Genomic DNA, 25,344 nt, shown 5'->3' with positions numbered 1-25,344 from the left:
CATTCACTACAAACCAACGCTTACAACTTCGGTCCAGCAGCCTTGATCGCGTCGCTCACTTCGAACTTCTTGAAGTTCTCGATGAACAGACCGGCCAGTGCTTTTGCGGCTTCGTCGTATGCAGCCTTGTCAGCCCAGGTGTTGCGTGGGTTCAACAGGCCGGTTTCAACGCCCGGTACGGCCAGTGGCACGTCGAGGTTGATGGTGTCCAGGTGTTCGGTTTCGGTGCCGATCAGGGCGCCGCTCTGGATCGCTGCGATCACCGCGCGGGTGGTCGGGATGTTGAAGCGTTTGCCGACGCCGTAGCCACCGCCGGTCCAGCCGGTGTTGACCAGGTAAACCTTGGAGCCGAAGCCGCGGATGCGCTTGATCAGCAGCTCTGCGTATTCGCCGGCCGGGCGCGGGAAGAACGGTGCGCCGAAGCAGGTGGAGAAGGTCGACTTGATGCCGCTGCCCGAACCCATTTCAGTCGAGCCCACCAGTGCGGTGTAACCAGACAGGAAGTGGTAGGCCGCTTGTTCTTCGTTGAGGATCGACACTGGCGGCAAGACACCGGTCAGGTCGCAGGTCAGGAAGATCACAGCGTTCGGCTCGCCACCGAGGTTGTGCTCGGAACGCTTGGCAACGTGTTCCAGCGGGTACGCAGCGCGGCTGTTCTGGGTCAGGCTGACATCGGCATAGTCAGCGTGCTTGGCATCGTCGATGACGACGTTTTCCAGCACAGCGCCGTGCTTGATGGCTTTCCAGATGACCGGCTCGTTCTTCTCGGACAAGTCGATGCACTTGGCGTAGCAGCCGCCTTCGATGTTGAAGACAACGCCTTCGCCCCAGCCGTGTTCGTCGTCACCGATCAGGTAACGGCTTTCGTCAGCCGACAGGGTGGTCTTGCCGGTGCCGGACAGACCGAAGAACAGGGTCACGTCGCCTTCTTCGCCGATGTTGGCAGCGCAGTGCATTGGCAGCACGTCAGCGGCCGGCAGCAGGAAGTTCTGCACGGAGAACATGGCTTTCTTCATCTCGCCGGCGTAACGCATGCCAGCGATCAGCACTTTTTTCTGTGCGAAGTTGATGATCACGCAACCGTCGGAGTTGGTGCCGTCACGCTCAGGCACGCACTCGAAATTGGCGACGTTGAGCACTTGCCACTCATCACGGCCAGCCGGATTGTACTGGGCCGGGTTGATGAACAGGCAACGACCGAACAGATTCTGCCAGGCAGTCTGGGTAGTCATTTTCACGGCCAGGTAGTGATCTTCAGCCGCGCCTACATGCACGTGGGAAACGAAGTGCTCTTGCGCGTTGTTGAAGGCTTCTACGCGAGCCCACAAGGCATCGAACTTGTCGGCCGGGAACTTGCGGTTGATCGGGCCCCAGGCGATAGCGGCCTGAGTGGAAGGCTCTTCAACGATGAAACGGTCGACTGGCGAACGGCCGGTGCGATGACCGGTGCGAACAACCAGAGCGCCGGTATCGGCAAGCTCGCCTTCACCGCGGTTCAGGGCTTCTTTTACCAGATCATCAACACTCAGATCGGTGTACACGGCGTTATTGGCTTGCGTCATGAGGTTCCCCGTCGGCCAGTGGCCGAGTGTGCTCCAAACGTTTTGTAGTAGAAAGTCGTGCACTACTACCGCGAAAAAAGTGGGCCGGATTATGCCAGAAAAGCCCAAAAATAGTAGGGCCCTCCCGTCGTAACGGCGTAATTCCGTCGTTGAGCAGTGAATTTACCTGCGCTGAACCGTTTTAGTGCCGGGTATCTGACGGCGTGTCGACGCCCGCACCTGCGAACAATTGAGCGATATCGGCCGCATCAAACAGGTAGCGCTCGTTGCAGAACTGGCAATCGATCTCGACTGTACCGCCCTGCTCGGCCACCAGTGCCTGCGCATCTTCCAGACCCAGACTGACCAGCGCATTGCCCGAGCGTTCACGCGAGCAGCTGCAGTGGAACCGCAGATGTTGCACATCGAACAGGCGAACTTGCTCTTCATGATAAAGGCGATGCAGCACGGTTTCGTTGTCCAGGCTCAACAGTTCATCGGCGCTCAGGGTGCTGGCCAACGCGGTGATGTGCTGCCAGCTGGCGGCGCGATCTTCTTCGTCTTTCAGGCGATCGGCCGGCAGTTGTTGCAACAACATGCCACGGGCACGACGACCGTCGGCGAACAGCTTGAAGCGGGTGCCCACCTGCTGCGACATGACGAAATAATTGGTGAAGCAATCGGACAGGGTTTCGCCATCGAGGTCGACGATGCCCTGATAGCGCTGGCCAACGGTCGGGTCGACGGTCAGGGCCAGGACGCCGTTGGGCATCAAGTCGCTGAGGGTCGCATCCGCCGAGACCTGATCGGCGTGATAACGCGCCAGACCACGAATCTCACGGTCGCTGGAGCACTCGATCATCAACATCGGGATCGGGCCTTCGGAACGCGCCTGCAGAATCAGCAAACCGTCGAACTTCAGGGTGCCCACCAGCAACGAGGCCGCCGCCATCAATTCGCCCAGCAGTTGCGCAACCGGCTCCGGGTACGGGTGCTTGGCGAGGACTTCGGCGTAGCTGCGCTCAAGCGCTACCAGCTCGCCGCGAGTATCGCTGTCATCGAAGATGAAGCGTTGGGTGTAATCGGTATCCGGGAGATCGGTCATAGGTTTGGGTATCTGAATTGATGACAAATTGGTTACAAAATATGAAAATGCCGCGCTTCTTTGCACCTGTTTGGTGCGATCGTTCAGCCACGGGAGGCATTTTATGAACAATCCGGGTTTGTTCCAATCAAGGTGGAACCTCGGCCGGCTGGTTCTGTGCAACGTCGTGCCATTGGCGTTGCTGGCTTTCTGGTTATGGCCTACGGGCAACATGCTGTGTGTGATTTTCGACGAGTGGCTGTTTCGCTCGCTCAATGCACCGCTGGCCAGCAACCCGATATGGCTCCACATTTGGGCAATTGCAAGTCTGCGCCCGTTCGACATCGTCGTCGGACTGATTCTGCTGATGCTGTTGATCAAGGGCGACTGGGTGTTCAAGGCGATTGACGTGCGTCGCGCGTTTTTCGGTTTTTTCTCGATCCTGCTGTTGATGGTGGTGATTCGCGCACTGTTTTCCAAGTTCGCCGACCACATGGGCTGGCAGCACAGCAGTCCGTCGATGGTGCTGGAAGGCGCGGTGCACCTCAGCGACTACTTCCCGCATCTGGAAAAGGCCTGGGAGCTGAAGGATCGCTCGGGCCAGAGCTTCCCCGGTGACCATGCGTCGGTGCTGCTGATCTGGGCCCTGTTCATGGGTGTGTTCAGCCGTACGGTCGGGCAGTTCGTGACGATCTGGAGCCTGACGCTGCTGTTCATGCTGCCGCGACTGGTGGCTGGCGCGCATTGGGGTCAGGACGATTACATCGGCGGGATGTTGCTGGCGGTGTGGGCATTGGGCTGGGGTTACTACACGCCGTTTGCCTATCACGCGGCGAATTTCTGGCTGAAGGTGACGGCGCCGATTTTCAATCTGCTGGGCAAGCTGCCGCTGGTTTCGCGGATGAGCGTTGTGCGTAGCGCCTGATACCGCGTCACCCCCGGCGAGTGCTGCGCACTCGAATCGCCAGTAGCCTGGCTCTCACAGTCGGATTGCATTTCAAACTGTGGGAGCCAGCCTGCGGGCGATGAGGTCGGCACAGACAACACTGAAACATCAGCCTTAGTCGTCGTTGCTGTTCCCACGAAATTTAAACAGATCCCGCCGCTGCTTCTTGCTCGGTTTGCCGTCGGTGCTCATGCCCAACGCGCCAGCCTTGCGCATTGCTGCGGCCGCTTCGCGCTTGGCAATACTCGCGTCGGTTTCCGCGTACAAAGCCTGCGCCTCGGGGGCCCCACGACGCACGATCGACAAGGCTTCGACCCTCACGATGCGCACCTCGAAGCCGGTACGTATCTCAAACTCGTCGCCGACGCGTGGCTCTTTGCCGGGCTTGCAGCGCTCACCTCGACAATGCACCTTGCCACTCTCGATGGCGGCTTTGGCCAAGGCACGGGTTTTATAAAAGCGCGCCGCCCACAACCATTTATCGAGACGGACCTTGTCGTCCTCTTCCTGTTTTTGTGCCATATGAATTCCTCGCTCAGCCAGTAGTCGGAACTGTACTACCGTTTCTGTCGGGCGCAAGAACTCGGCCCTCCAGATAGACTGTGATCTTGACCGTTTCAGCGGCAAGGAGTGATCGAGTGTCTAAATTTCCGTCTTCATTGACTTCGCCCAAGGCGGGTTGCCAGGGATGCCAGCAAAGCGAGCCGCTGGACTTCGATTTTGCCTTCGCCTACCAACCTATCGTCGATCTGCGCGACCAGTCGGTTTTCGCTCATGAAGCGCTGGTCCGCGGTGTCGCTGGCGAAGGGGCATTGACGGTGTTAGATCAGGTTACAGAAGAAAACCGCTACCGTTTCGACCAGCTCTGCCGGATGCGCGCCATCGAAGGCGCGGCCAATCTTAATATGCAGACACACTTGTCGATCAACTTCATGCCCAACGCTGTCTATCGTCCAGAGTTATGTATTCGCAGCACCCTGGAGGCGGCAAAAAAACACAATTTCCCGGTCGACCGGCTGATTTTTGAAACACTGGAAAGCCAGCACGTAGATAACTATCGCCATTTGACCAATATTCTGCGTGAATACCGCGAATTCGGCTTCAAGACCGCCATCGACGATTTCGGTGCCGGTTATTCGGGGCTCAATCTGCTGGCTGATTTCCAACCGGACCTGATCAAACTCGACATGGCGTTGATCCGCGATGTCGATCAAGACCGTGTCCGTCAGGCAATCGTGCGGGGGATTGTCACAATCTGTGCGGAGTTGGACGTTACAGTCATTGCCGAAGGCATCGAGAGCGCCGGAGAACGGGATTTCCTGGCGGACTGTGGAATATTTCTGATGCAGGGATACTGGTTCGCCAAACCTGCGTTCAAAGCCTTGGCTCAGATATCACCTGACGCCTGGGCGCGTTAATCGTTGGTTTTTTATATTGAAGACATTTGACCATTTGACCGTTGTCGGTCTGCGCGAGTGGGTGGCGCTCCCGGATTTGGGAGTTGCGGGCCTGCGCGCAAAAATCGACACCGGTGCCAGTACCTCCAGCCTGCATGCCACCGACATCGAACCGTTCGAACGTGACGGCGAGAAATGGGTGCGTTTTACCGCGCACCTGGGCACGGTGGTGCAGTTGCGTCACCGGCGTTGCGAAGCACCACTGGTGACACGCAAAACCATCAAGAGCTCCAACGGCCATGCCCAGGAGCGCTACGTGATCAGCACCACCCTCGCTCTGGGTGATCGGGTCTGGCCAATCGAGTTCACCCTGGCCTGCCGCAAGTCCATGCGCTATCGCCTGTTACTTGGCTCCAAAGCCCTGATTGATGGCCAGCTGGTGGTCAATCCGGGCATCAAATATGTACAAGACAAGCCGGTGTTCCCGGTATCTACCTCCTCCACAGGTGTTGCATGAAGATCGCTGTGCTGTCGCGGAACCCGCGTCTGTATTCCACCCGTCGTCTGGTTGAGGCCGGCACTGAACGCGGGCATGAAATGGTAGTGATCGACACCTTGCGCGCCTACATGAACATCGCCAGCCACAAGCCGCAGATCCACTATCGCGGCAAACCGCTGGAAGGCTTCGACGCGGTGATCCCGCGGATCGGCGCGTCGGTGACGTTCTATGGCTGCGCGGTGTTGCGCCAGTTCGAAATGATGGGCGTGTTCCCTCTCAATGAGTCGGTGGCCATTGCCCGTTCGCGGGACAAATTGCGCTCGCTGCAACTGCTGTCGCGCCGTGGCATTGGTTTGCCGGTGACCGGGTTTGCTCACTCGCCGGACGATATTCCCGACCTGATCGACATGGTCAACGGTGCGCCACTGGTGATCAAAGTGCTGGAAGGCACCCAGGGCATCGGCGTGGTGTTGTGCGAAACCGCGACCGCCGCCGAGTCGGTGATCGAGGCGTTCATGGGCCTGAAGCAGAACATCATGGTTCAGGAATACATCAAGGAGGCTGGCGGTGCAGACATCCGCTGCTTCGTGGTCGGCGACAAGGTAATCGCGGCAATGAAGCGTCAGGCCAAACCGGGTGAATTCCGCTCAAACCTGCATCGCGGCGGCAGCGCCAGCCTGATCAAGATCACCCCGGAAGAACGCATGACGGCGCTGCGTGCAGCCAAGGTCATGGGCCTGTCGGTGGCGGGCGTGGATATTCTGCGCTCCAATCACGGGCCACTGGTGATGGAAGTGAATTCGTCGCCGGGGCTGGAGGGGATCGAGACCACCACCGGGAAGAACGTGGCGGGAATCATCATTGAGCATCTTGAGAAGAATGGCGGGCCGAATATGACCCGCACCAAAGGCAAAGGCTAAAGCCAGCTTCAAGCGGCAAGCCCCAAGCGACAAGTAAAGTCGCTCTTGCTTGCCGCTTGAAACTTGCAGCTGCTTCTATACCGCATCCCGCGGCAGCATCAACCCCAACGGCAACCTTACTCGCGCCTCCAGCCCACCCCCGGACCGGTTACGCAGTTCAACATTGCCGCCATGCATCGAAGCAATCCGCTTCACGATCGCCAAGCCCAACCCCGTACCCTTGCCGCCGCGCGCACGGTCGCCACGGGTGAACGGGTTGAAAATCGCCTCAAGCTCCGACGGGTCAATCCCCGCACCACGGTCCATCACACTCAGCACCACATACGGCGCACTGGTGTCGCCGGACACATAAGCCGCCACTTCAACGCCGCTGCCGGCATGGTTCAAAGCGTTGCCGATCAGGTTGTTGAGCAGACGTTTCATCGATACCCGACGCAACGGGAACGGCTGGATCGGCTCTAGGCGCAGACGAACTTTCTCTTCAGTCTGGTTGTACGGCGCCGCCACTTCACGCACCAGATCGCTGAGGTCGACCTCCTCCACCGACTCGTCACGACCATCGCGAATGAACGCGAGGAACTGGTCGAGAATCGCGTCCATGTCTTCGATGTCGCGCACCATGTCGTCGGTCAGGTCGTTGTGGTCGCCCATCAACTCCAGCGACAGACGCAAGCGCGTCAACGGCGTACGCAAGTCATGGGAGACGCCGGCCAGCATCAGCTCACGCTCACGTCCGGCCTGTTCGACGTCTTCGGCCATCTGATTGAAGGCGCGATAGACCTCGGTCATCTCGCTCGGCGTGTCGCTGATCGGCAGACGTACGCTTCGACCCTGGCCGAGTTGCCGGGCGGCGTATACCAAACGCTTCAAGGGTTGGTTGAGCTGGCTGACAAAAATCCACGCCGAGGCCGTCGACAGCAAACCGATCGCGAGGAACCAGCCCAGCACGTTCCAGATTTTCTGGCCACGCAACGGATGTGGATACAACGGCACTTTCAGCCAGCCATCGCCCAGGCTCGGGGCGCGAACCCACAGGGCCGGCGGCGAATGCATGCGTAATCGCACTTCGGTGTCGGCGCCGAGTTCCGCCTGCATCTGTCGTTGATAGATCTCGCTGTACGGCCAGTGCTGTTCGCCTTCCGGCACACCGGCACCCACCACCCGGATCAGGGTCGCGGCATCGGCGATCTTCGCGCGGTTTTCTTCGTCGGCGGCCCAATAGGCGCGCAGCGTCAGGGCGACGCCGTGGCTGTATTGACGATCCACCAGCACGTCCTCGTTCATCAACAGATAAACCAGGGTCAGCGCCTTGGAAAACAGCACGACGATGAGCACCAGCCAGAGGGTGCGGGAGAAAAAACTTTGGGGGAACCAGACGGGCGTCTTCATCAATAACCGCTACACACTTGCAGGAGCGAGCAATGCTCGCATATTGCGGATTGCGAGTCTGTGGGAATGGTCGTTTGACCAACCCCCAGCAGACCCGCTCCTACAAATCGCCGATCACTTGGTGGCGGCGCCATCCGGTACGAACACGTAGCCAACGCCCCAGACAGTCTGGATGTAGCGCGGTTTCGACGGATCAGGCTCGATCATCCGGCGCAGACGGGAGATCTGCACGTCGATGGAACGCTCCAGGGCATCCCACTCGCGGCCACGGGCCAGGTTCATGAGCTTGTCGCGGGTCAGCGGCTGACGCGCGTTCATCACCAAGGCCTTGAGTACCGCAAACTCACCGGTAGTGAGCATGTGCACTTCGTCGCCACGTTTCAGTTCGCGAGTGGCCAGCGACAACACGTAATCACCGAAGGTGACATTTTCGTCTTCGCTGCCCGGCGCGCCCGGCACTGGTGCGGCCTGGCGACGCAACACCGCTTTGACCCGGGCCATCAGCTCGTCCGGGTTGAACGGCTTGGCCAGGTAATCGTCAGCGCCCAGTTCCAGGCCCTTGATGCGGCTCATCTCATCGCCCTTGGCGGTGAGCATGATGATCGGAATCTGGTTGTTCGCGGCCCGCAGGCGGCGGCAAGCGGTCAGACCGTCTTCGCCGGGCAGCATCAAGTCGAGGACGACCAGATTGAATACTTCACGCGCCAGCAGACGGTCCATCTGCTCGGTATTCGGTACGGTACGGGCACGGTAGCCCTTGCTGACGAAGAAACGTTCCAGCAGGCTGCTCAGCCCCGGATCGTCATCAACGATAAGAATTTTTTCGCCTTCAGCAGTTTGTGCAGTGCTGCTCATTGGATGCTCCTTTTAGCTCGGCGCGCATTATGGCGTAGCTGCCGTTATACGCACCGTGTGCATTGTTAGCAGATTTTTCCTTCACTGCCAGAAAACCGGGGTTTAAGCCTACAGACTGTGACGCCCCCGAATGACAGAACGCTGGTTATAATGCGCGGCGTTTTGTGCCAGGCAACGTCTGAATCGTTACCGCAAGTGGCCGTCTTTTTTCCCGGCCAGCGCAGTAATAGTTCGATTTCACGGGTCAATGGGCTGCCTTTTGACCCAGGCAGCGGCAATCTTCAAGCCGCTCAACCAGACTCCGGGCCTTTATTTCCGTGCCTGCGAGCCTGCTTTCACAATATGTCAGGTGGTTTTATGGACAGCATCAACAGCCGCATCGCCGAGGAACTCGGCGTACGCCCACAACAGGTCGAAGCGGCCGTCGCGCTACTCGATGAAGGCTCTACCGTACCCTTCATTGCCCGCTACCGGAAAGAAGTCACCGGCAGCCTCGATGACACCCAGTTGCGTCATCTGGAAGAGCGTCTGCGCTACCTGCGAGAACTCGACGAACGGCGCATCAGCATCCTGGCCAGTATCGAGGAGCAAGGCAAACTCACTCCTGCTCTTGAGCGCGATATCAAACTCGCCGACACCAAGACCCGCCTCGAAGACTTGTACCTGCCGTACAAGCAAAAGCGCCGCACCAAGGGCCAGATTGCCCTGGAAGCCGGCCTCGGCGACCTGGCCGACGGCCTGTTCAACGACCCGAACCTTACACCGGAAACCGAAGCCGCACGCTTCGTCGATGCCGAAAAAGGCGTGGCCGACGTGAAGGCTGCGCTGGAAGGCGCCAAGTACATCCTGATGGAGCGTTTCGCCGAAGACGCCAGCCTGCTGGAAAAACTGCGTACCTATCTCAAGCAGGAAGCCATCCTCAGTGCCCGCGTCATCGCCGGCAAAGAAGAGGAAGGCGCCAAGTTCCGCGACTACTTCGAACACGACGAACCGCTGAAAAGCATGCCGTCGCACCGCGCATTGGCGATTTTCCGTGGCCGCAACGAAGGCATTCTCAGCTCTGCGCTGAAAGTCGGCGACGAACTGCCGGGCACCATGCATCCGTGCGAAGGCATGATCGGCCAGCAATTCAATATCCAGAACCAGAACCGTCCGGCCGACAAATGGCTCGGTGAAGTGGTGCGCTGGACCTGGAAGGTCAAGCTCTACACCCACCTCGAAACCGACCTGCTGGGCGAGCTGCGCGACGGCGCCGAAACCGAGGCGATCAATGTTTTCGCCCACAACCTGCATGACCTGTTGCTGGCCGCACCGGCCGGCCCACGCGCAACCCTGGGCCTCGACCCGGGCCTGCGTACCGGTTGCAAGGTCGCCGTGGTCGATTCGACCGGCAAGATGCTCGATCACGCCACGGTTTACCCGCACGTGCCGCACAACAAGTGGGATCAGACCATCGCCATTCTGGCCGCCCTGTGCGCCAAGCACTCGGTTGACCTGATCGCCATCGGCAACGGCACCGCCAGCCGCGAAACCGACAAACTGGCCATCGAACTGATCAAAAAATATCCGGCGATGAAGATGACCAAGGTCATGGTTTCGGAGGCCGGTGCATCGGTGTACTCGGCGTCGGAACTGGCAGCCAAGGAATTCCCCGATCTGGACGTGTCGATCCGTGGCGCGGTGTCCATCGCTCGCCGTCTGCAGGATCCGCTGGCAGAGCTGGTGAAGATCGATCCGAAATCCATCGGCGTTGGCCAGTACCAGCACGACGTCTCGCAGCTGAAACTGGCGCGCGGTCTGGATGCCGTGGTCGAAGACTGCGTGAACGCCGTCGGTGTCGACGTCAACACCGCCTCGGTGGCGCTGCTGGCGCGGATCTCCGGCCTCAACGCCACGCTGGCGCAGAATATCGTTGCTCACCGCGACGAACACGGCGCGTTCAAGACCCGTGCGGCGCTGAAGAAAGTCGCACGTCTGGGCGAAAAAACCTTCGAACAGGCTGCCGGTTTCTTGCGTGTGATGAACGGCGACAACCCGCTGGATTCCTCGGCCGTTCACCCGGAAGCCTATCCGCTGGTGCAACGCATTGCGGCTGAAACCGACCGCGACATCCGCTCGCTGATCGGCGACGCCAGTTTCCTCAAGCGTCTGGATCCGAAGAAATTCACCGACGAGACCTTCGGTCTGCCGACGGTGACCGACATCCTCCAGGAACTGGAAAAACCCGGCCGCGACCCGCGTCCGGAGTTCAAGACTGCCGAGTTCCAGGAAGGCGTAGAAGACCTCAAGGACCTGCAACTGGGGATGATCCTTGAAGGTGTCGTCACCAACGTGACCGCGTTCGGCGCATTCGTCGACATCGGCGTGCATCAGGATGGTCTCGTGCACATCTCGGCGCTGTCGGAGAAGTTCATCAAGGACCCACGCGAAGCGGTGAAGGCCGGTGATGTGGTGAAAGTGAAGGTCATGGAAGTCGACATCCCGCGCAAACGCGTCGGCCTGTCGATGCGCATGGGCGACACCCCGGGCGAGAAAATCGACGGTGCCCGCGGCTCGCGTCCGGGCTCGGCGCAGCGTCAGCCGTCGAACAACGCGCCGCGCAAGGAAACCGCGACCGCAGCGCCAGTAAACAATGCAATGGCCTCGCTGTTCGCCAACGCCAAACAGCTGAAGAAACGCTGATGGAAATTCCGGCCGGGCTCGTCGAGAGCGCGTTTTTCAAGCTGTTGGGCTGCCGCCTGCACAGCCTGGAAACCGGGGTGGCGCAAGTCGCCCTGGGGCTGGAACCGGAACTGCGCAATCGCGGCGGAAAATTGCACGGCGGCGCGCTGTTCAGTCTGGTCGATATCGCCATGGGGCTGGCCTGTTCCAGCACCCACGGCTTCGATCAGCAGAGCGCGACCATCGAGTGCAAGATCAACTATATCCGCGCCGTCTCGGACGGCGAGGTGCTGTGCACGGCCCGGGTGATTCACCCGGGCCGGCGCACGCTGGTGGTCGAGGCCGAGGTGATGCAGGGCGACAAACTGGTCGCAAAAGCGCAAGGCACGTTCGCTGTCCTGTAGATGTTGATCATCATTTTGAGTTAATTTCGGCGCAATGAATCCTGTGGGAGCGAGCCTGCTCGCGAAGCCGGTGTGTCAGTCGGCGATGATGTCGGCTGGAAAACCCTCTTCGCGAGCAGGCTCGCTCCCACAGGGATTGTGCAGTTCTTGACCGACCGGCAAATGGCCTGCCGCAAAAAAACCAGGCGAAAACGCCAGTTTCAACTTCACCCTTGTAGACCGTCCTGCCCACCCCCATATTGGGGCGACTGACGCGTGAAGGAATCCAAATTGAGCGAACTTCTCAACCGCCGCCTGGCTCTGCTCGGCGAGCGCGCCAACCTCTCTCTGCTCGAACAGTGCCTCCACGGTATCGAACGTGAATGCCTGCGCGTGACCAGCGAAGGTCGACTGGCGCAAACGCCGCACCCGGAAGCCTTGGGTTCCGCGCTGACCAATGAAAAAATCACCACCGACTATTCCGAGTCGTTGCTGGAATTCATCACGCCCGCCCTGCCCGACCCGGCAGACACCCTGGCGAGCCTGGACAAGATTCATCGCTTTGCCTACAGCAAACTCGGCAACGAGTACCTGTGGAGTCCATCGATGCCGTGCCCGTTGCCGGCCGAGGAAGACATCCCGATCGCCTATTACGGCACCTCCAACATCGGTCAGCTCAAGTACGTCTATCGCAAAGGCCTGGCCCTGCGTTACGGCAAGACCATGCAGTGCATCGCCGGGATTCACTACAACTTCTCCCTGCCGGAAAAACTCTGGCCGCTGCTCAAGGAAGCGGAAGGTTTTGTCGGTACCGACCGGGATTTCCAGTCAGTCTCCTACATTGCGCTGATCCGCAATTTCCGTCGCTACAGCTGGCTGCTGATGTACCTTTTCGGTGCGTCGCCGGCGCTGGATGCCGGTTTCCTGCGCGGTCGTTCGCATCAGCTGGAACAACTGGACCCGGACACGCTGTACCTGCCGTACGCGACCAGCCTGCGCATGAGCGACCTTGGTTATCAGAGCAACGCCCAGGCCGGCCTGACGCCTTGCTACAACGATCTGGCGAGCTACACCGACAGCCTGCGCAAAGCCGTTGCTACGCCTTACGCGCCGTACGTTGAGGTCGGCACGCACCAGGATGGCGAATGGGTACAACTGAACACCAACATCCTGCAAATCGAAAACGAGTACTACTCCAACATCCGCCCGAAACGCGTGACCTACACCGGCGAGCGGCCGATCCAGGCGCTGGTCGCCCGTGGCATTCAGTATGTCGAAGTGCGCTGCCTGGACATCAACCCGTTTCTGCCGATGGGCATCGACCTTACCGAGTCGCGCTTCCTTGACGCCTTCCTGCTGTATTGCGCGCTGAACGACAGCCCACTGCTGACCAACACCTCGTGCAGCAATGCCACCTCGAACTTCCTCAGCGTGGTCAAGGAAGGTCGCCGTCCGGGCCTGCAATTGCAGCGTGACGGCCAGCCGGTCGACATGAAGTCCTGGGCAGCCGAATTGCTGGAACAGATTGCTCCGCTGGCGGCGCTGTTGGATCAGAGCCATGGCTTTGATGCGCACAGCACCGCGCTGGATGCGCAACTGGCAAAGGTCAAGGATTCGTCCCTGACGCCGTCGGCACAGGTGCTGGCCGCGATGGCCGAGCACAAGGAAAGCTTCGCGCAGTTCTCTCTGCGCCAGAGTCAGGCACATGCCGAGTTCTTCCGCAGCGAGCCTTTGGCGGCTGATGAGCAAGCGAAGTTTGAGGAACTGGCGCGAACTTCGCTGGCGGCGCAGGCTGAGCTGGAGCAGAACGAAGTGGGCGATTTCGACGTGTTTGTCGGGTCGTACCAGGCGAGTATTCTGGCGATCAGTAACTAAGCGTTGTCGATAAAAAAGATCGCAGCCTTCGGCAGCTCCAACAGGGTGTACGCCTGTCCCATGTAGGAGCTGCCGGAGGCTGCGATCTTTTGATCCTTAGATTTTTCCGCTCATAAGCTCATTCGAAAAAGTTATTTATTTCTCGATTCTTAGATCATTTAGTCTCCTTTCACGCCGACACTCGGTCGCCTGATATGGAGCTTTTCAATGAAACTGAATTTCCCGCTTCGCCTGCTGGCCGTGGCCTCTTTGGCTGCCGCGAGTTTTCTGGCTCAGGCCACCGACCTCACCGTCGCCTACCAAACCACCGTTGATCCGGCGAAAGTCGCTCAGGCCGACGGCGCCTACGAGAAAGCCACCAAAGCCGATATCAGCTGGCGCAAGTTCGACAATGGCGCCGACATCATCGCCGCCATCGCTTCCGGCGACGTGCAGATTGGCTACCTCGGTTCGAGCCCGCTGACCGCAGCGATCACCCGCAAAGTCCCGGTAGAAACTTTCCTCATCGCCACCCAGATCGGCGCTGCCGAAGCACTGGTCGCCCGCGACGGTTCCGGGATCAAGACGCCACAGGATCTGATCGGCAAGAAAATCGCCGTGCCGTTCGTGTCCACCGGTCACTACAGCCTGCTCGCCGCGCTGAAGCACTGGAACATCGATCCTTCCAAAGTCACCGTCCTCAACCTCGCCCCACCAGCGATTATCGCGGCGTGGAAACGTGGTGATATCGACGCCACCTACGTGTGGGACCCAGCCCTCGGAGTAGCCAAGGAAAACGGCAAAGTGCTGATCACTTCCGGCGAACTGGCCAAATTCGGAGCGCCGACGTTCGATGCGTGGATCGTGCGCAAGGACTTCGCCGAGAAACACCCGGAAATCGTCACCGCGTTCGCCAAGGTCACCCTCGACTCCTATGCCGATTACCGCAAGGACCCGAAAGCCTGGCTCGCCGATCAATCCAACGTCGACAAACTGGTGAAGCTCTCCGGCGCCAAGGCCAGCGACATTCCATTGCTGCTGCAAGGCAACGTCTATCCGCTGGCGGCGGACCAGGTCAGCGACCTCGGGGCGCCGACCACCAAAGCCATTACCGACACCGCCGCGTTCCTCAAGGAACAAGGCAAGGTCGAAGCCGTTCTGCCGGACTACGCACCGTACGTCAGCGCCAAATACATCACCAACTGATCGGGAGTTAACCGCGATGGCCTTGCTACAGCTGGAGCGCATCAGCGCACAGTACCCGGGCAGCCCGGAACCGGTGCTGGCGGATATTTCTCTGACCCTGGGGCCGCAGCAATTGCTGGTCGCCCTCGGCCCGTCCGGCAGTGGCAAGACTTCGCTGTTGAACCTGATTGCCGGTTTCGTTGAACCGAGCGCCGGGCGCATCACCCTCGACGGCGTGCCCGTCAAAGGCCCGAGCGCTGAACGCGGCGTGGTGTTCCAGGACGACGCATTGCTGCCTTGGCAGGACGTGTTGGCCAACGTCGCATTCGGTCTTGAACTGGCCGGCCTCGCCAAAGACAAACGCGAAAAAATCGCCCGCGAAATGCTCGCGCTGGTCGATCTATCCGGTTTTGAAAACCGCCGTATCTGGCAACTTTCCGGTGGGCAAAAGCAACGCGTCGGCCTCGCCCGTGCCCTCGCTGCCGACCCGCGCGTTCTGCTGATGGACGAACCCTTCGGCGCCCTCGACGCCTTTACTCGCGAACAGATGCAGGAACTGTTACTGCAAGTCTGGCAGCGCACGGCCAAGCCGGTTTTTCTGATTACCCACGACATTGAAGAAGCGGTGTTCCTCGCCACTGACCTGATTTTGCTCGCGCCGAATCCGGGGCAGATCGTTGAGCGTTTGCACCTGGATTTCGGTCAGCGCTACGCCGCGGGTGAATCGGCACGGGCGATCAAATCCGACCCGCGTTTTATCGAAACCCGCGAGCACGTGCTGAGCAAAGTGTTCTCGCAACGCAGCGCCGTTCAACGGCAGGAGCGCGCATGAGCAGTTACGACGTTTCCGCTGCGGCAGTAAAAACCCCTTCGGTCGTAATTCCAGTGCGCCGCAGCCTCAGCACTCGCTGGATCAGCCTCCTGACGTTGTTCGCTTTGTTGGCAGTCTGGTGGGCAGTAACCGCCACTGGCTTGATCGAACCACTGTTTCTGCCGCCACCGTCTGCCGTTCTGCAAAAAGGCTGGTTGCTGGCGACCAGCGGCTACATGGATTCGACGCTGTGGCAGCACCTCGGCGCGAGCCTGAGCCGCATAGGCCTGGGCCTCGGTTTCGCGATTCTGACCGCCGTGCCAGTGGGTATCGCCATCGGTGCCAACCGCATCGCCCGTGGCGTGCTTGATCCGCTGATCGAGTTCTACCGGCCGATTCCGCCACTGGCTTATCTGCCGCTGATCGTGATCTGGTGCGGCATCGGCGAGTTGTCGAAAGTGCTACTGATCTACCTGGCGATTTTCGCGCCGATCGCTATCGCCACAGCTACCGGCGTGCGCACCGTAGACCCGGCAAAATTGCGTGCCGCGCAATCGCTCGGCGCCACTCGCGCGCAATTGATTCGCCACGTGATTCTGCCCAGCGCCCTGCCGGACATTCTTACCGGTGTGCGCATTGGTCTGGGGGTCGGTTGGTCGACGCTGGTCGCCGCCGAACTGATCGCCGCCACCAGCGGTTTGGGCTTCATGGTGCAATCGGCCGCGCAGTTTCTGGTGACTGATGTGGTGGTGCTGGGGATTTTGGTCATCGCCCTAATCGCCTTCGCCATGGAGATGGGCCTGCGCGCCCTGCAACGCAAACTGGTGCCGTGGCACGGCCAGGCCCACTGAATAATTGCTATGTAAAGAACCCTGTGGGAGCGAGCCTGCTCGCGAATGCTGACTTTCTGTCGACATTTTTGCTGCCTGACACTCCGCTTTCGCGAGCAGGCTCGCTCCCACAAAAGCTAAATCCCGAATTCTAGAGAACCACCATGAGCAGCCTGCACATCACCCCGTTAAGCTCGGCCCTCGGCGCACAGATCAGCGGCGTCGATATCAGCCAGCCGTTGAGCCTGGAACACCGCGACGACATCGAGCAGGCGCTGCTCAAGTTTCAAGTGCTGTTCTTCCGCAACCAGCCGATCGAGCCGCCGCAACAGGCGCGTTTCGCCGCGTATTTTGGCGACCTGCACATTCACCCGATCTACCCGAACGTGCCGGAACAACCGGAAGTGCTGATCCTCGACACCGCCGTTACCGACGTGCGCGACAACGCGATCTGGCACACCGACGTGACCTTCCTGCCGACGCCGGCGATGGGCGCGGTACTCAGCGCCAAGCTGCTGCCGGAGTTTGGTGGCGACACGTTATGGGCCAGCGGGATTGCGGCGTATGAGGCGCTGTCGGCGCCCATGAAAACCCTGCTCGAAGGGCTGACTGCGACTCACGATTTCACCCGTTCGTTTCCGCTGGAGCGCTATGGCAACACGCCCGAAGCGCTGGCGCAGTGGGAAGAGGCGCGGCGCAAGAATCCACCTCTGTCGCATCCGGTGATTCGCACGCATCCGGTCAGCGGGCGGCGCTCGCTGTTCGTCAACGAAGGCTTTACGTCGAAGATCAATGAGCTGTCGGAAACCGAGAGCGAGGCGATTCTGAAGTTTCTGTTTGCCCATGCAACGCGACCGGAATTCACCATTCGCTGGCGTTGGCAGCAGGACGATATTGCGTTCTGGGATAACCGCGTGACGCAGCATTACGCGGTGGATGATTACCGCCCGGCGCGGCGGGTGATGCAGCGGGCGACGGTGTTGGGGGATGTGCCGTTCTTCAGATAAGACTCGATTTCCTCGTTGTCTGAACTGGCCCCTTCGCGGGCAAGCCCGCTCCCACAGGTACAGCGCCATTCACAGATTTTGTGTACGACTGGAACCCTGTGGGAGCGGGCTTGCCCGCGAAAGCGTCAGAGCAGGCGCCGAATAATTCGGCGCCAGTCACTTATTCCGCCGTCGACGGCTTCTCCCAAAGATTGATCCCGCCCTCCTGGGCAAACCGGTCAATCTCCGCCAACTCTTCAGCACTGAAACTCAAATTCTTCAACGCCCCGACGTTCTCGATAATCTGCTCCGGCCGGCTCGCGCCGATCAGTGCCGAGGTCACTCGCGGATCACGCAGGGTCCACGCCAGCGCCAGTTGCGCCAGGCTCTGGCCGCGACGCTTGGCGATCTCATTCAACGCACGCACATGCGCGATGTTCGCCTCGGACAAGTGCGAAGCCTGCAACGAACCACCGCCCGGACGATTGACCCGCGCATCTTCCGGCACGCCGTTAAGGTATTTGTCGGTCAGCAGACCTTGCGCCAATGGCGTGAAAGCGATGACGCCCGTGCCGAGTTCTTCGGTGGTGTCGAGCAGGTCTTTTTCCACCCAGCGATTGAGCAGGTTGTAGGCCGGTTGATGAATCAGCAGCGGCACTTTCCATTCCTTGAGCAGCGCTGCCATCTCACGGGTCTTCACGCCCGAATACGACGAGATGCCGATGTACAACGCTTTGCCCTGTTGCACGGCAGTGGCGAGGGCGCTGGCGGTTTCTTCCAGCGGGGTGTCCGGGTCGAAGCGGTGCGAGTAGAAGATATCCACATAGTCCAGACCGAGGCGTTGCAGGCTCTGATCGAGGCTCGCCAGCACGTATTTGCGCGAACCGCCGCCCTGGCCGTAAGGGCCGGGCCACATGTCCCAACCGGCCTTGCTGGAGATGATCAGTTCATCGCGGTACTGCTTGAAGTCTTCGCGCAGCAGGCGACCGAAGTTGATCTCGGCACTGCCGTACGGCGGGCCGTAGTTGTTGGCCAGGTCGAAGTGGTTGATCCCCAGGTCGAATGCAGTACGCAGCAGGGCGCGCTGGGTGTCGATCGGCGTGCTGTCGCCAAAGTTGTGCCACAGGCCCAGTGACAGCGCCGGCAGCACCAGACCGCTGCGACCGACGCGGCGGTAAGGGATGGAGTCGTAGCGATTTTCGGCAGCGGTGTAAGTCATCGAATCCTCTCTTGTTTGTCTTGAAACAGGTGTCGACTGCTTGGCGAGCAAGCTCGCTCCCACAGGATCTCAGTCAGGCCGATAGTTCGCGCAAAGCTGCGGCGGCCAGAAACTCCGGGTGGGAACTGTAGCGCTGATCAACCCGGACCGTCTGGTCAATACGCTCCAGCGCAGTGGTCGTCAGACGAGTCAACGGACGGATGCAGAATAGTGGGTCTGGTTTGACTATGCTCCAACAAGTAGTACCGAGGAGGCGATCCTTCAGGCAATGCACATCCACAGGCAGGCACACCCATGCACACCGCCATCATCATCTTCTTCGGCCTGGTCCTGCTGGCCCTGATGCTCTACATCGGCGAGCGTATCGGCTTCAGCCGGCAGACATTGGCCTACGGCTTCGCCGCGCTGTGGCTGGCGTTGACGGTGATCAATGGCGCGGTGGGGGTGGTGCATGCCGGCCAGTCCGTGGGGTCGGAGCTGGGGATCGGCAGTGTGGTGTTCGGCGTGCCGGTGGCGGCGATGGTGTTGTTCATGGTGCTGAGCGCCGAGTCCTGAACAGACCCGGCGCCCAGCTCATGATCAACGCACCAGGTGCAGGAACTGCATGTGGCGTTCGTACTGGTCGAGGATGTCGTTGATGATCTGTTCCTTGGTGTAACCCACCAGATCGTAATCCTGACTGCCCTCGCTCAGGTGCACTTCAGCGCGGTAGTAACGGCGATTGTTGAGCTGTTTGGAGCCCATGCCGCCACGTGCGAACGACGGCGTGAAGTAGCCGCGCATCTGCACCTGATAGATGAACGGATGCTGCTCGCCATGGCCGATCTCCAGGCTGACGTTGTCGTGCGCAGGATCGGGCTGAGTGACCACATTCAAGCCTTTCTCGACGAACACCGCCGTCACTTCTTCGATCGCCGGGCGCACCGTGCTGTCCATGAAACGGTACACCTCATCACGCGACGGGAAGTGCACAGCCTGGCTCAGGCGTTGTCGCCAGCCACCCGTGCCACGCCGCGAACCGGACACCGGCGCCAGCGAATGCAGTTGCGCGATCTGCTTCTGCGATTCGAGATAGAACGCCTTGTGCAGGCCCCACATCATCAGCAACAGAATCAACGAGAACGGCAACGAGGTCAGCACCACGGCCGACTTCAAGGCATCAATGCTGCCGGAGAACAGCAGCGCACTGGTGATCAACGCTGTCATCGCGCCCCAGAACACCCGCAGCCATTTAGGCCCGTCTTCGTCAGGGTTGCCGCCCTTGGCGGACAGGGTCGAGAGCACCACCGTGCCTGAGTCAGCAGAGGTGACGAAGAATACGAAGCTGATAAACACCGTCACGGCGATGACAGTTTTGCTCCACGGGTAGGTTTCCAGCAGCAGGTAGAGGGTCATCGACGGATTCTCGATCGCCGACATGCCCATCGCCGACATTCCGTGATTGAGCACCTGATCGATGGCGCTGTTGCCGAAGATCGACATCCACGCCAAGGTGAAACCGAGCGGAATCAACAGCACGCCGAAAACGAATTCACGGATGGTGCGACCACGGGAAATCCGCGCAATGAACAGGCCCACGAACGGCGACCATGCAATCCACCAGGCCCAGTAGAACACCGTCCAGCCGCCGAGCCAGTCGCTCGGTTTGTCATAGGCGTAGAGGTCGAAACTCTTCATCGGCAAAGCGCCGAGGTAGTCACCGATGTTCTGGATCAAGGTGTTGAGCAGGTGCTGAGTCGGGCCGGCGAACAGCACGAACAGCAGCAGCGCACAGGCCAGCAGCATGTTGATGTCGGACATCACCCGCACGCCTTTATCGACCCCGGCCACGGCGACGAGGATCGCCGCGCCCATCATCAGCGTGATCAGGCCGACCTGAATCCACTGGGTGTGGGCAATGCCGAACAGGTAGTCGAGACCCGAGTTGAGGTGCAGCACACCGAAGCCCATGTCGGCGCCGAGACCGAACACCGTGGCGATGATGCCGAAACCATCCACCGCGTAACCAATCGGGCCGTTGATGCGTTTGCCGATCAGCGGATACAGCGCCGAGCGCAGGGCCAGCGGCAGGTTATGCCGATAGGCGAAGTACGCCAGGGCCATGCCGACGAAGGCGAAAACGCCCCAGCCATGCAGGCCCCAGTGCAGAAACAGCACCTGCATGGCCTGACGCGCCGCATCCGCGGTGCCGGCCTCGCCTTGCGGCGGCTGCAGCATGTGAGTCAGCGGCTCTGAAACGCAGAAAAAGAACAGCGTAATGCTGATCCCGGCGGCGAACAGCATGCCGGCCCAGGACAGATAACTGAACTCGGGTTCGTCGTGGTCGGCACCGAGTTTTATCTTGCCGTAGCCGGATAACGCGGTGACCACCACGAAGACCAGATACAGCGTCATCGCGAGCATGTAATACCAGCCGACCGTGTTGGCCGCCCAGTTTTGTGCTTCAAGCAGCCAGGCACCGGCCTGTTGCGGCATGGCGATGACAACGAGACCAAACAGCAGAATAAACGTCGCGGCGAAATAGAACACCGGCGGATTCATCCGCACCAGACCGCTGGCGGGGGTAGACGATGCACTCATGAAACGTGCACCTCTAGGGGTTGAAACGTGGCTGAAATGATCGGACTCAGCAAAGGCAAGCCTCCTGTTGTGAGCGGGCAGCGAACCACCGGTTTAACTTGAATGAACGTTCAAGTTAAACATGGATAGGGCGCTAAGGACTAATCGCACGGCTAAGCGGTAGCTTTCCTACGCTAGCTCAAGGAGGGGTATGACGTTGGTTTTGGGCGAATCGTTCACTGAAGAATTGGCGGAAGGCCATTATCTCGATACAACCTTAAAACATTCTCGAGCAGGCTCGCTCCCACTTTGGAGTGCGTTCCACTGTGGCAGCGAGCCTGCTCGCGATGAGGCCCGAAGCAGCAACGCAGATTCAGAAACCTACTTCTGCGTCCCGTCATCATGCTGCAAATTGGCCTGAGTCAAATTGCACCCGGCCGGCACACTGCGGGTCAGCCACACATTGCCGCCAATGGTCGAGCCCTTGCCAATGGTGATCCGTCCAAGAATCGTCGCCCCGGCATAAATCACCACGTCATCTTCAACAATCGGATGCCGTGGATGGCCCTTCTGCAACTGCCCGTCTTCATCTGCCGGGAAGCGTTTGGCGCCCAAAGTCACTGCCTGATAAATCCGCACCCGCTCACCAATAATCGCGGTCTCGCCGATCACCACACCCGTGCCGTGGTCGATGAAAAAACTGCGGCCGATCTGCGCGCCCGGGTGGATATCGATGCCCGTCGCCGAGTGAGCGATTTCCGCGCTGATCCGCGCCAGCAACGGCAACCCTGCGCGATACAAATGGTGCGCCAGACGATGGTGAATTACCGCCAGAATCCCCGGGTAGCACAGCAGCACTTCATCAACGCTGCGCGCTGCCGGATCGCCGTGATAGGCCGCCAGCACGTCGGTGTCGAGCAGCGTGCGCAACCCCGGCAAGGCAAGGGCGAAATCCTGGACGATCTGGATCGCCCGGGCATCAACTTCGGTGTCGACCTGCGCGCTGTGCCGGGCAACATAACGCAGCTCAAGTCGCGTCTGCGCCAGCAAGGCATTCAACGCGACGTCGAGGGTGTGCCCCACATAAAAATCTTCACTTTCTTCGCGCAGATCGACCGGCCCCAGGCGCATCGGGAACAACGCACCACATAAAGCCTCGAGAATCTCCGCCATCGCCGCCCGCGACGGCAACTCGCGGCCACCCTGCTCGCCGGTGGCCCGGCCATTCTGTGCGCGCCACTGATCCCGCGCGGTGCGCAGTTGGCTGACGATGGTCTGCAATTGCCAATGGCTGGAACGCTCGCTCACGATAAAGACTCCTCACGGGCGGCCGGACTGTCTGGCCGCGTCAACGGCGACCACTTTACGGCATGCTTGCGAGGGCGAATTAAGAACCGATAGTGCTGGCCTCAGTCCATTTGGCTATAAGCGATTCGCGGTTGCCCCTGCAAAATCGACTGCCTATAGTCCTTTCATCTTTCTCCGCCAGTACGGACTCATGATTAAACAACAGCTGGACCGTTTTAACCGTCTCGACCTGCTCGGCCAACCAACCCCACTGGAAAAACTTGAGCGCCTCTCTGCCTGGCTCGGTCGCGACGTTTACATCAAACGCGATGATCTGACGCCGCTGGCCATGGGTGGCAACAAATTACGCAAACTCGAATACCTCGCCGCCGATGCGCTCGCGCAGGGCGCCGACACGCTGATCACCGCCGGCGCACTGCAATCGAACCATGTTCGCCAGACCGCAGCACTGGCCGCCAAACTGGGCCTGAGTTGTGTCGCGCTGCTGGAAAATCCGTTGGGCACTGACGACAGCAATTACACCGGCAACGGCAATCGACTGCTGCTGGATCTGTTCGACACCAAGGTCGAGCTGGTCGAAAACCTCGACAACGCCGACGAACAACTGGCCGCCCTCGCCGCGCGCCTGCGCAGCAACGGCAAGAAGCCGTATCTGGTGCCGATCGGTGGCTCGAATGCGCTCGGCGCGCTGGGTTATGTGCGTGCAGGCCTGGAACTGGCCGAGCAGATCAAAGACACCGGCCTCGACTTTGCTGCCGTGGTGTTGGCTTCGGGCAGCGCCGGCACGCACAGCGGTCTGGCGCTGGCCTTGAGCGAAGCGTTGCCCGAATTGCCGGTGATCGGCGTGACCGTTTCGCGTAGCGAAGAAGACCAGCGCCCGAAGGTGCAGAGTCTGGCCGAACGCACGGCGGAGCTGCTCGGTGTAGCGCTGCCGGCAAGCTTCAAAGTCGAATTGTGGGACGAATACTTCGGCCCGCGCTACGGCGAACCGAATGCCGGGACACTGGCGGCGGTAAAGTTGTTAGCCAGTCAGGAAGGCCTGTTACTCGACCCGGTGTATACCGGCAAGGCCATGGCGGGTTTGCTCGATGGCATTGGCCGTTCGCGCTTCGATCAAGGTCCGATTATTTTCCTGCACACCGGTGGGGCCCCGGCTTTGTTTGCCTATAAGGATTTTCTGTAGCCGAAAGATCAAAAGATCGCAGCCTTCGGCAGCTCCTGCGAGGAGAAAGGCTGCGGTTTTTTCGAATTCGCCATATATTCTAAAAATGAATATCAAATTAAATAATTAGTATTTTCAAGTCTAAGACAGAAGCCATATAGTCTCGCCGCAGGCGAATTTCGCGAGAGACGCATAAGCTGCTTTAAGGCAGGATAGCGCTGTCGTTCAAATCACCCATTTGCCTATATTCCTTAAGCGTCTTCCATAAGAAAACACAGGGGCTTGTCATGAATTTTTCCGCACTACGTCGCAATCTGCTGGTTGGTTCGCTGGGCCTGGCGCTGAGCGCCGGTCTGATCGGCCAGGCAGTGGCCGGTGAGCAGCTGCAACAGATCAAGGACAAAGGCGTTATCAACGTCGGCCTGGAAGGCACTTACCCACCGTTCAGCTTCGTCGATGCCGACGGCAAATTGTCCGGTTTCGAAGTCGAGCTCTCCGAAGCCCTGGCGCAAAAACTCGGTGTCAAAGCCAAGATCCAGCCAACCAAATGGGATGGCATCCTCGCTGCGCTGGAATCCAAGCGCCTGGACGTCGTGGTCAATCAGGTGACCATCTCCGAGGAGCGCAAGAAGAAGTACGACTTCTCCGAACCGTACACCGTCTCCGGTATCCAGGCGTTGGTGCTGAAGAGCAAGGAATCCGCGCTGAACATCAAGACCGCCGCTGACCTGGCCGGCAAGAAAGTCGGTGTAGGTCTGGGCACCAACTACGAGCAGTGGGTCCGCGCCAACGTGCCGGGTGCAGACGTGCGTACCTACGATGATGATCCGACCAAGTTCGCCGACCTGAACAATGGCCGCACCGACGCTATCCTGATCGACCGTCTGGCCGCCCTCGAGTACGCCAAAAAAGCTCCGAAAACTGTCGCTGCCGGTGAAGCCTTTTCCCGTCAGGAGTCCGGCATTGCCTTGCGCAAAAACGAGCCGGAACTGCTGGCCGCCCTGAACAAGGCCCTCGACGAACTGCGTGCAGACGGCACCCTGAAGAAGCTGTCGGAAAAATACTTCAACGCAGACGTCACTAAATAATGGAAGAAGCTTTCCAACTCGCACTTGATTCCGCGCCCTTCCTGCTCAAGGGCGCGTATTACACGGTTGTCCTCAGCCTCGGCGGGATGTTCTTCGGCCTGCTGCTGGGCTTTGGCCTGGCGTTGATGCGCCTGTCGCGCTTCAAGTCGGTCAGCTGGCTGGCCCGCATCTACGTGTCGTTCTTTCGCGGCACGCCGTTGCTGGTGCAGCTGTTCGTGATCTATTACGGCTTGCCGCAAATGGGCCTGGAGCTTGATCCGCTGCCAGCGGCGCTGATCGGCTTCTCGCTGAACATGGCCGCCTACGCCTGTGAAATCCTGCGCTCCGCGATCGGCTCGATCGAACGCGGCCAGTGGGAGGCCGCTGCGAGCATCGGCATGACCCGCGCGCAAACCTTGCGTCGGGCCATTCTGCCGCAAGCGATGCGCACGGCATTGCCGCCGCTGGGTAACAGCTTCATTTCACTGGTCAAGGACACGGCACTGGCCGCAACCATTCAGGTGCCGGAACTATTCCGTCAGGCGCAGCTGATTACCGCCCGGACTTTCGAAGTCTTCACCATGTATCTTGCCGCCGCGCTGATCTACTGGATTCTGGCCACGGTGCTGTCGCACTTGCAGAACAAGTTGGAAGAGCGGGTCAATCGGCACGACCAGGAGTCCTGACC

Annotated in this window: 24 protein-coding genes and 1 pseudogene; 15 read left to right on the top strand and 10 right to left on the bottom strand. The window is 59.8% G+C overall.

Features of this window, described 5'->3' with window-relative positions:
* Nucleotides 1-20 precede the first annotated feature (20 nt).
* A complete protein-coding gene (locus tag AB4P97_RS25455; RefSeq protein WP_047299301.1) occupies nucleotides 21-1,562 on the bottom strand; it encodes a phosphoenolpyruvate carboxykinase in 1,542 nt (513 codons plus the stop codon).
* A 181-nt stretch (nucleotides 1,563-1,743) separates the two neighbouring features.
* Nucleotides 1,744-2,646 (bottom strand): Hsp33 family molecular chaperone HslO, encoded by a 903-nt coding sequence (hslO, locus tag AB4P97_RS25450; protein WP_042557140.1) that lies wholly within the window; start codon nucleotides 2,644-2,646, stop codon nucleotides 1,744-1,746.
* A gap of 103 nt (nucleotides 2,647-2,749) precedes the next feature.
* Here hslO and AB4P97_RS25445 point away from each other — a divergent pair, with 103 nt between their 5' ends.
* A complete protein-coding gene (locus tag AB4P97_RS25445; RefSeq protein ID WP_042557139.1) occupies nucleotides 2,750-3,550 on the top strand; it encodes a phosphatase PAP2 family protein in 801 nt (266 codons plus the stop codon).
* A 135-nt stretch (nucleotides 3,551-3,685) separates the two neighbouring features.
* Here the strand turns inward: AB4P97_RS25445 and AB4P97_RS25440 are convergent, their stop codons facing one another.
* Nucleotides 3,686-4,093 (bottom strand): RNA-binding S4 domain-containing protein, encoded by a 408-nt coding sequence (locus tag AB4P97_RS25440; RefSeq protein WP_047299299.1) that lies wholly within the window; start codon nucleotides 4,091-4,093, stop codon nucleotides 3,686-3,688.
* Between the two features lie 116 nt (nucleotides 4,094-4,209).
* On the opposite strand from AB4P97_RS25440, the gene AB4P97_RS25435 reads away from it, so the two are divergent.
* The 3 genes from AB4P97_RS25435 (at nucleotide 4,210) to rimK (ending at nucleotide 6,387) form a co-directional block, all read left to right on the top strand.
* A complete protein-coding gene (locus AB4P97_RS25435) occupies nucleotides 4,210-4,989 on the top strand; it encodes an EAL domain-containing protein (RefSeq protein WP_042557137.1) in 780 nt (259 codons plus the stop codon).
* 76 nt (nucleotides 4,990-5,065) lie between these two features.
* Nucleotides 5,066-5,485, top strand: a complete 420-nt coding sequence (locus tag AB4P97_RS25430; protein ID WP_234451789.1) for an ATP-dependent zinc protease — start codon at nucleotides 5,066-5,068, stop codon at nucleotides 5,483-5,485.
* Nucleotides 5,482-6,387 carry a 30S ribosomal protein S6--L-glutamate ligase gene (gene rimK / locus AB4P97_RS25425; protein ID WP_007952690.1) on the top strand — a complete coding sequence of 302 codons (906 nt, stop codon included), beginning with the start codon at nucleotides 5,482-5,484 and terminating at the stop codon, nucleotides 6,385-6,387. Before AB4P97_RS25430 ends, rimK begins: the two co-directional genes overlap by 4 nt.
* 75 nt (nucleotides 6,388-6,462) lie before the next feature.
* Here rimK and AB4P97_RS25420 read toward each other — a convergent pair whose 3' ends face one another.
* Nucleotides 6,463-7,776, bottom strand: coding sequence for an ATP-binding protein (locus tag AB4P97_RS25420; protein ID WP_042557135.1), 1,314 nt, complete (start codon nucleotides 7,774-7,776; stop codon nucleotides 6,463-6,465).
* A 114-nt stretch (nucleotides 7,777-7,890) separates the two neighbouring features.
* Nucleotides 7,891-8,631, bottom strand: a complete 741-nt coding sequence (gene ompR, locus AB4P97_RS25415; protein ID WP_042557134.1) for a two-component system response regulator OmpR — start codon at nucleotides 8,629-8,631, stop codon at nucleotides 7,891-7,893.
* A gap of 357 nt (nucleotides 8,632-8,988) precedes the next feature.
* On the opposite strand from ompR, the gene AB4P97_RS25410 reads away from it, so the two are divergent.
* A complete protein-coding gene (locus AB4P97_RS25410; protein ID WP_042557133.1) occupies nucleotides 8,989-11,313 on the top strand; it encodes a Tex family protein in 2,325 nt (774 codons plus the stop codon).
* Nucleotides 11,313-11,696, top strand: coding sequence for a PaaI family thioesterase (locus AB4P97_RS25405; RefSeq protein ID WP_115146048.1), 384 nt, complete (start codon nucleotides 11,313-11,315; stop codon nucleotides 11,694-11,696). Before AB4P97_RS25410 ends, AB4P97_RS25405 begins: the two co-directional genes overlap by 1 nt.
* Nucleotides 11,697-11,771: 75 nt before the next feature.
* Here AB4P97_RS25405 and AB4P97_RS25400 read toward each other — a convergent pair whose 3' ends face one another.
* Entirely contained in the window at nucleotides 11,772-11,906 is a 135-nt protein-coding gene (locus tag AB4P97_RS25400; protein WP_395601769.1) for a hypothetical protein, read from the bottom strand.
* 60 nt (nucleotides 11,907-11,966) lie between these two features.
* Between AB4P97_RS25400 and gshA the strand changes: the two genes are divergently transcribed.
* From gshA to tauD, 5 genes are all read left to right on the top strand, one after another.
* Nucleotides 11,967-13,550, top strand: coding sequence for a glutamate--cysteine ligase (gene gshA, locus AB4P97_RS25395; RefSeq protein WP_042557132.1), 1,584 nt, complete (start codon nucleotides 11,967-11,969; stop codon nucleotides 13,548-13,550).
* A 207-nt stretch (nucleotides 13,551-13,757) separates the two neighbouring features.
* Entirely contained in the window at nucleotides 13,758-14,735 is a 978-nt protein-coding gene (gene tauA, locus AB4P97_RS25390; RefSeq protein ID WP_200616317.1) for a taurine ABC transporter substrate-binding protein, read from the top strand.
* A gap of 16 nt (nucleotides 14,736-14,751) precedes the next feature.
* Nucleotides 14,752-15,546: a taurine ABC transporter ATP-binding subunit gene (gene tauB / locus AB4P97_RS25385; RefSeq protein ID WP_395601768.1), complete on the top strand. Its 795-nt coding sequence runs from the start codon at nucleotides 14,752-14,754 to the stop codon at nucleotides 15,544-15,546.
* A complete protein-coding gene (gene tauC, locus AB4P97_RS25380; protein WP_042557129.1) occupies nucleotides 15,543-16,376 on the top strand; it encodes a taurine ABC transporter permease TauC in 834 nt (277 codons plus the stop codon). Before tauB ends, tauC begins: the two co-directional genes overlap by 4 nt.
* Before the next feature lie 143 nt (nucleotides 16,377-16,519).
* Nucleotides 16,520-17,362 carry a taurine dioxygenase gene (gene tauD, locus AB4P97_RS25375; protein ID WP_115146051.1) on the top strand — a complete coding sequence of 281 codons (843 nt, stop codon included), beginning with the start codon at nucleotides 16,520-16,522 and terminating at the stop codon, nucleotides 17,360-17,362.
* Nucleotides 17,363-17,522: 160 nt separating this feature from the next.
* Here tauD and mgrA read toward each other — a convergent pair whose 3' ends face one another.
* Both mgrA and AB4P97_RS25365 read right to left on the bottom strand, forming a co-directional pair.
* Nucleotides 17,523-18,560, bottom strand: coding sequence for an L-glyceraldehyde 3-phosphate reductase (gene mgrA, locus AB4P97_RS25370; protein WP_042557127.1), 1,038 nt, complete (start codon nucleotides 18,558-18,560; stop codon nucleotides 17,523-17,525).
* A gap of 73 nt (nucleotides 18,561-18,633) precedes the next feature.
* Nucleotides 18,634-18,795, bottom strand: a pseudogene (locus AB4P97_RS25365) (type II toxin-antitoxin system HicB family antitoxin); the annotation flags it as partial.
* 59 nt (nucleotides 18,796-18,854) lie between these two features.
* Here AB4P97_RS25365 and AB4P97_RS25360 point away from each other — a divergent pair.
* Complete coding sequence (locus AB4P97_RS25360; RefSeq protein WP_047299291.1) at nucleotides 18,855-19,115, top strand: hypothetical protein; 261 nt, start codon at nucleotides 18,855-18,857, stop codon at nucleotides 19,113-19,115.
* Between the two features lie 24 nt (nucleotides 19,116-19,139).
* Here the strand turns inward: AB4P97_RS25360 and betT are convergent, their stop codons facing one another.
* Nucleotides 19,140-21,101: a choline transporter BetT gene (betT, locus tag AB4P97_RS25355; protein WP_164488118.1), complete on the bottom strand. Its 1,962-nt coding sequence runs from the start codon at nucleotides 21,099-21,101 to the stop codon at nucleotides 19,140-19,142.
* A gap of 399 nt (nucleotides 21,102-21,500) precedes the next feature.
* Complete coding sequence (gene epsC, locus AB4P97_RS25350) at nucleotides 21,501-22,427, bottom strand: serine O-acetyltransferase EpsC (RefSeq protein ID WP_042557125.1); 927 nt, start codon at nucleotides 22,425-22,427, stop codon at nucleotides 21,501-21,503.
* A 190-nt stretch (nucleotides 22,428-22,617) separates the two neighbouring features.
* Here epsC and AB4P97_RS25345 point away from each other — a divergent pair, with 190 nt between their 5' ends.
* The 3 genes from AB4P97_RS25345 to tcyL all read left to right on the top strand — a co-directional run bounded on the left by AB4P97_RS25345 (nucleotide 22,618) and on the right by tcyL (nucleotide 25,342).
* Nucleotides 22,618-23,610 carry a D-cysteine desulfhydrase gene (locus AB4P97_RS25345; RefSeq protein ID WP_395601767.1) on the top strand — a complete coding sequence of 331 codons (993 nt, stop codon included), beginning with the start codon at nucleotides 22,618-22,620 and terminating at the stop codon, nucleotides 23,608-23,610.
* A 266-nt stretch (nucleotides 23,611-23,876) separates the two neighbouring features.
* Complete coding sequence (gene tcyJ / locus AB4P97_RS25340; RefSeq protein ID WP_047299289.1) at nucleotides 23,877-24,677, top strand: cystine ABC transporter substrate-binding protein; 801 nt, start codon at nucleotides 23,877-23,879, stop codon at nucleotides 24,675-24,677.
* The gene (tcyL, locus tag AB4P97_RS25335) at nucleotides 24,677-25,342 is read left to right on the top strand and encodes a cystine ABC transporter permease (protein WP_042557122.1); all 666 of its coding nucleotides are present in this window, start codon (nucleotides 24,677-24,679) and stop codon (nucleotides 25,340-25,342) included. The genes tcyJ and tcyL overlap by 1 nt, the downstream gene beginning before the upstream one ends.
* Nucleotides 25,343-25,344: the final 2 nt, after the last annotated feature.

The organism is Pseudomonas sp. A1230 (genome assembly GCF_044218825.1).
In the GTDB taxonomy this organism is placed as follows: domain Bacteria; phylum Pseudomonadota; class Gammaproteobacteria; order Pseudomonadales; family Pseudomonadaceae; genus Aquipseudomonas; species Aquipseudomonas iridis.
This window is presented reverse-complemented; position numbering and strand designations above follow the sequence as displayed.

Bases quoted from the DNA above. Each gene is read 5' to 3' on its own strand.
- AB4P97_RS25455 (WP_047299301.1), bottom strand. From the start codon at position 1,562: ATGACGCAAGCCAATAACGCCGTGTACACCGATCTGAGTGTTGATGAT.
- hslO (WP_042557140.1), bottom strand. From the start codon at position 2,646: ATGACCGATCTCCCGGATACCGATTACACCCAACGCTTCATCTTCGAT.
- AB4P97_RS25445 (WP_042557139.1), top strand. From the start codon at position 2,750: ATGAACAATCCGGGTTTGTTCCAATCAAGGTGGAACCTCGGCCGGCTG.
- AB4P97_RS25440 (WP_047299299.1), bottom strand. From the start codon at position 4,093: ATGGCACAAAAACAGGAAGAGGACGACAAGGTCCGTCTCGATAAATGG.
- rimK (WP_007952690.1), top strand. From the start codon at position 5,482: ATGAAGATCGCTGTGCTGTCGCGGAACCCGCGTCTGTATTCCACCCGT.
- AB4P97_RS25420 (WP_042557135.1), bottom strand. From the start codon at position 7,776: ATGAAGACGCCCGTCTGGTTCCCCCAAAGTTTTTTCTCCCGCACCCTC.
- ompR (WP_042557134.1), bottom strand. From the start codon at position 8,631: ATGAGCAGCACTGCACAAACTGCTGAAGGCGAAAAAATTCTTATCGTT.
- AB4P97_RS25410 (WP_042557133.1), top strand. From the start codon at position 8,989: ATGGACAGCATCAACAGCCGCATCGCCGAGGAACTCGGCGTACGCCCA.
- AB4P97_RS25405 (WP_115146048.1), top strand. From the start codon at position 11,313: ATGGAAATTCCGGCCGGGCTCGTCGAGAGCGCGTTTTTCAAGCTGTTG.
- tauA (WP_200616317.1), top strand. From the start codon at position 13,758: ATGAAACTGAATTTCCCGCTTCGCCTGCTGGCCGTGGCCTCTTTGGCT.
- tauB (WP_395601768.1), top strand. From the start codon at position 14,752: ATGGCCTTGCTACAGCTGGAGCGCATCAGCGCACAGTACCCGGGCAGC.
- tauC (WP_042557129.1), top strand. From the start codon at position 15,543: ATGAGCAGTTACGACGTTTCCGCTGCGGCAGTAAAAACCCCTTCGGTC.
- tauD (WP_115146051.1), top strand. From the start codon at position 16,520: ATGAGCAGCCTGCACATCACCCCGTTAAGCTCGGCCCTCGGCGCACAG.
- mgrA (WP_042557127.1), bottom strand. From the start codon at position 18,560: ATGACTTACACCGCTGCCGAAAATCGCTACGACTCCATCCCTTACCGC.
- AB4P97_RS25360 (WP_047299291.1), top strand. From the start codon at position 18,855: ATGCACACCGCCATCATCATCTTCTTCGGCCTGGTCCTGCTGGCCCTG.
- betT (WP_164488118.1), bottom strand. From the start codon at position 21,101: ATGAATCCGCCGGTGTTCTATTTCGCCGCGACGTTTATTCTGCTGTTT.
- AB4P97_RS25345 (WP_395601767.1), top strand. From the start codon at position 22,618: ATGATTAAACAACAGCTGGACCGTTTTAACCGTCTCGACCTGCTCGGC.
- tcyJ (WP_047299289.1), top strand. From the start codon at position 23,877: ATGAATTTTTCCGCACTACGTCGCAATCTGCTGGTTGGTTCGCTGGGC.
- tcyL (WP_042557122.1), top strand. From the start codon at position 24,677: ATGGAAGAAGCTTTCCAACTCGCACTTGATTCCGCGCCCTTCCTGCTC.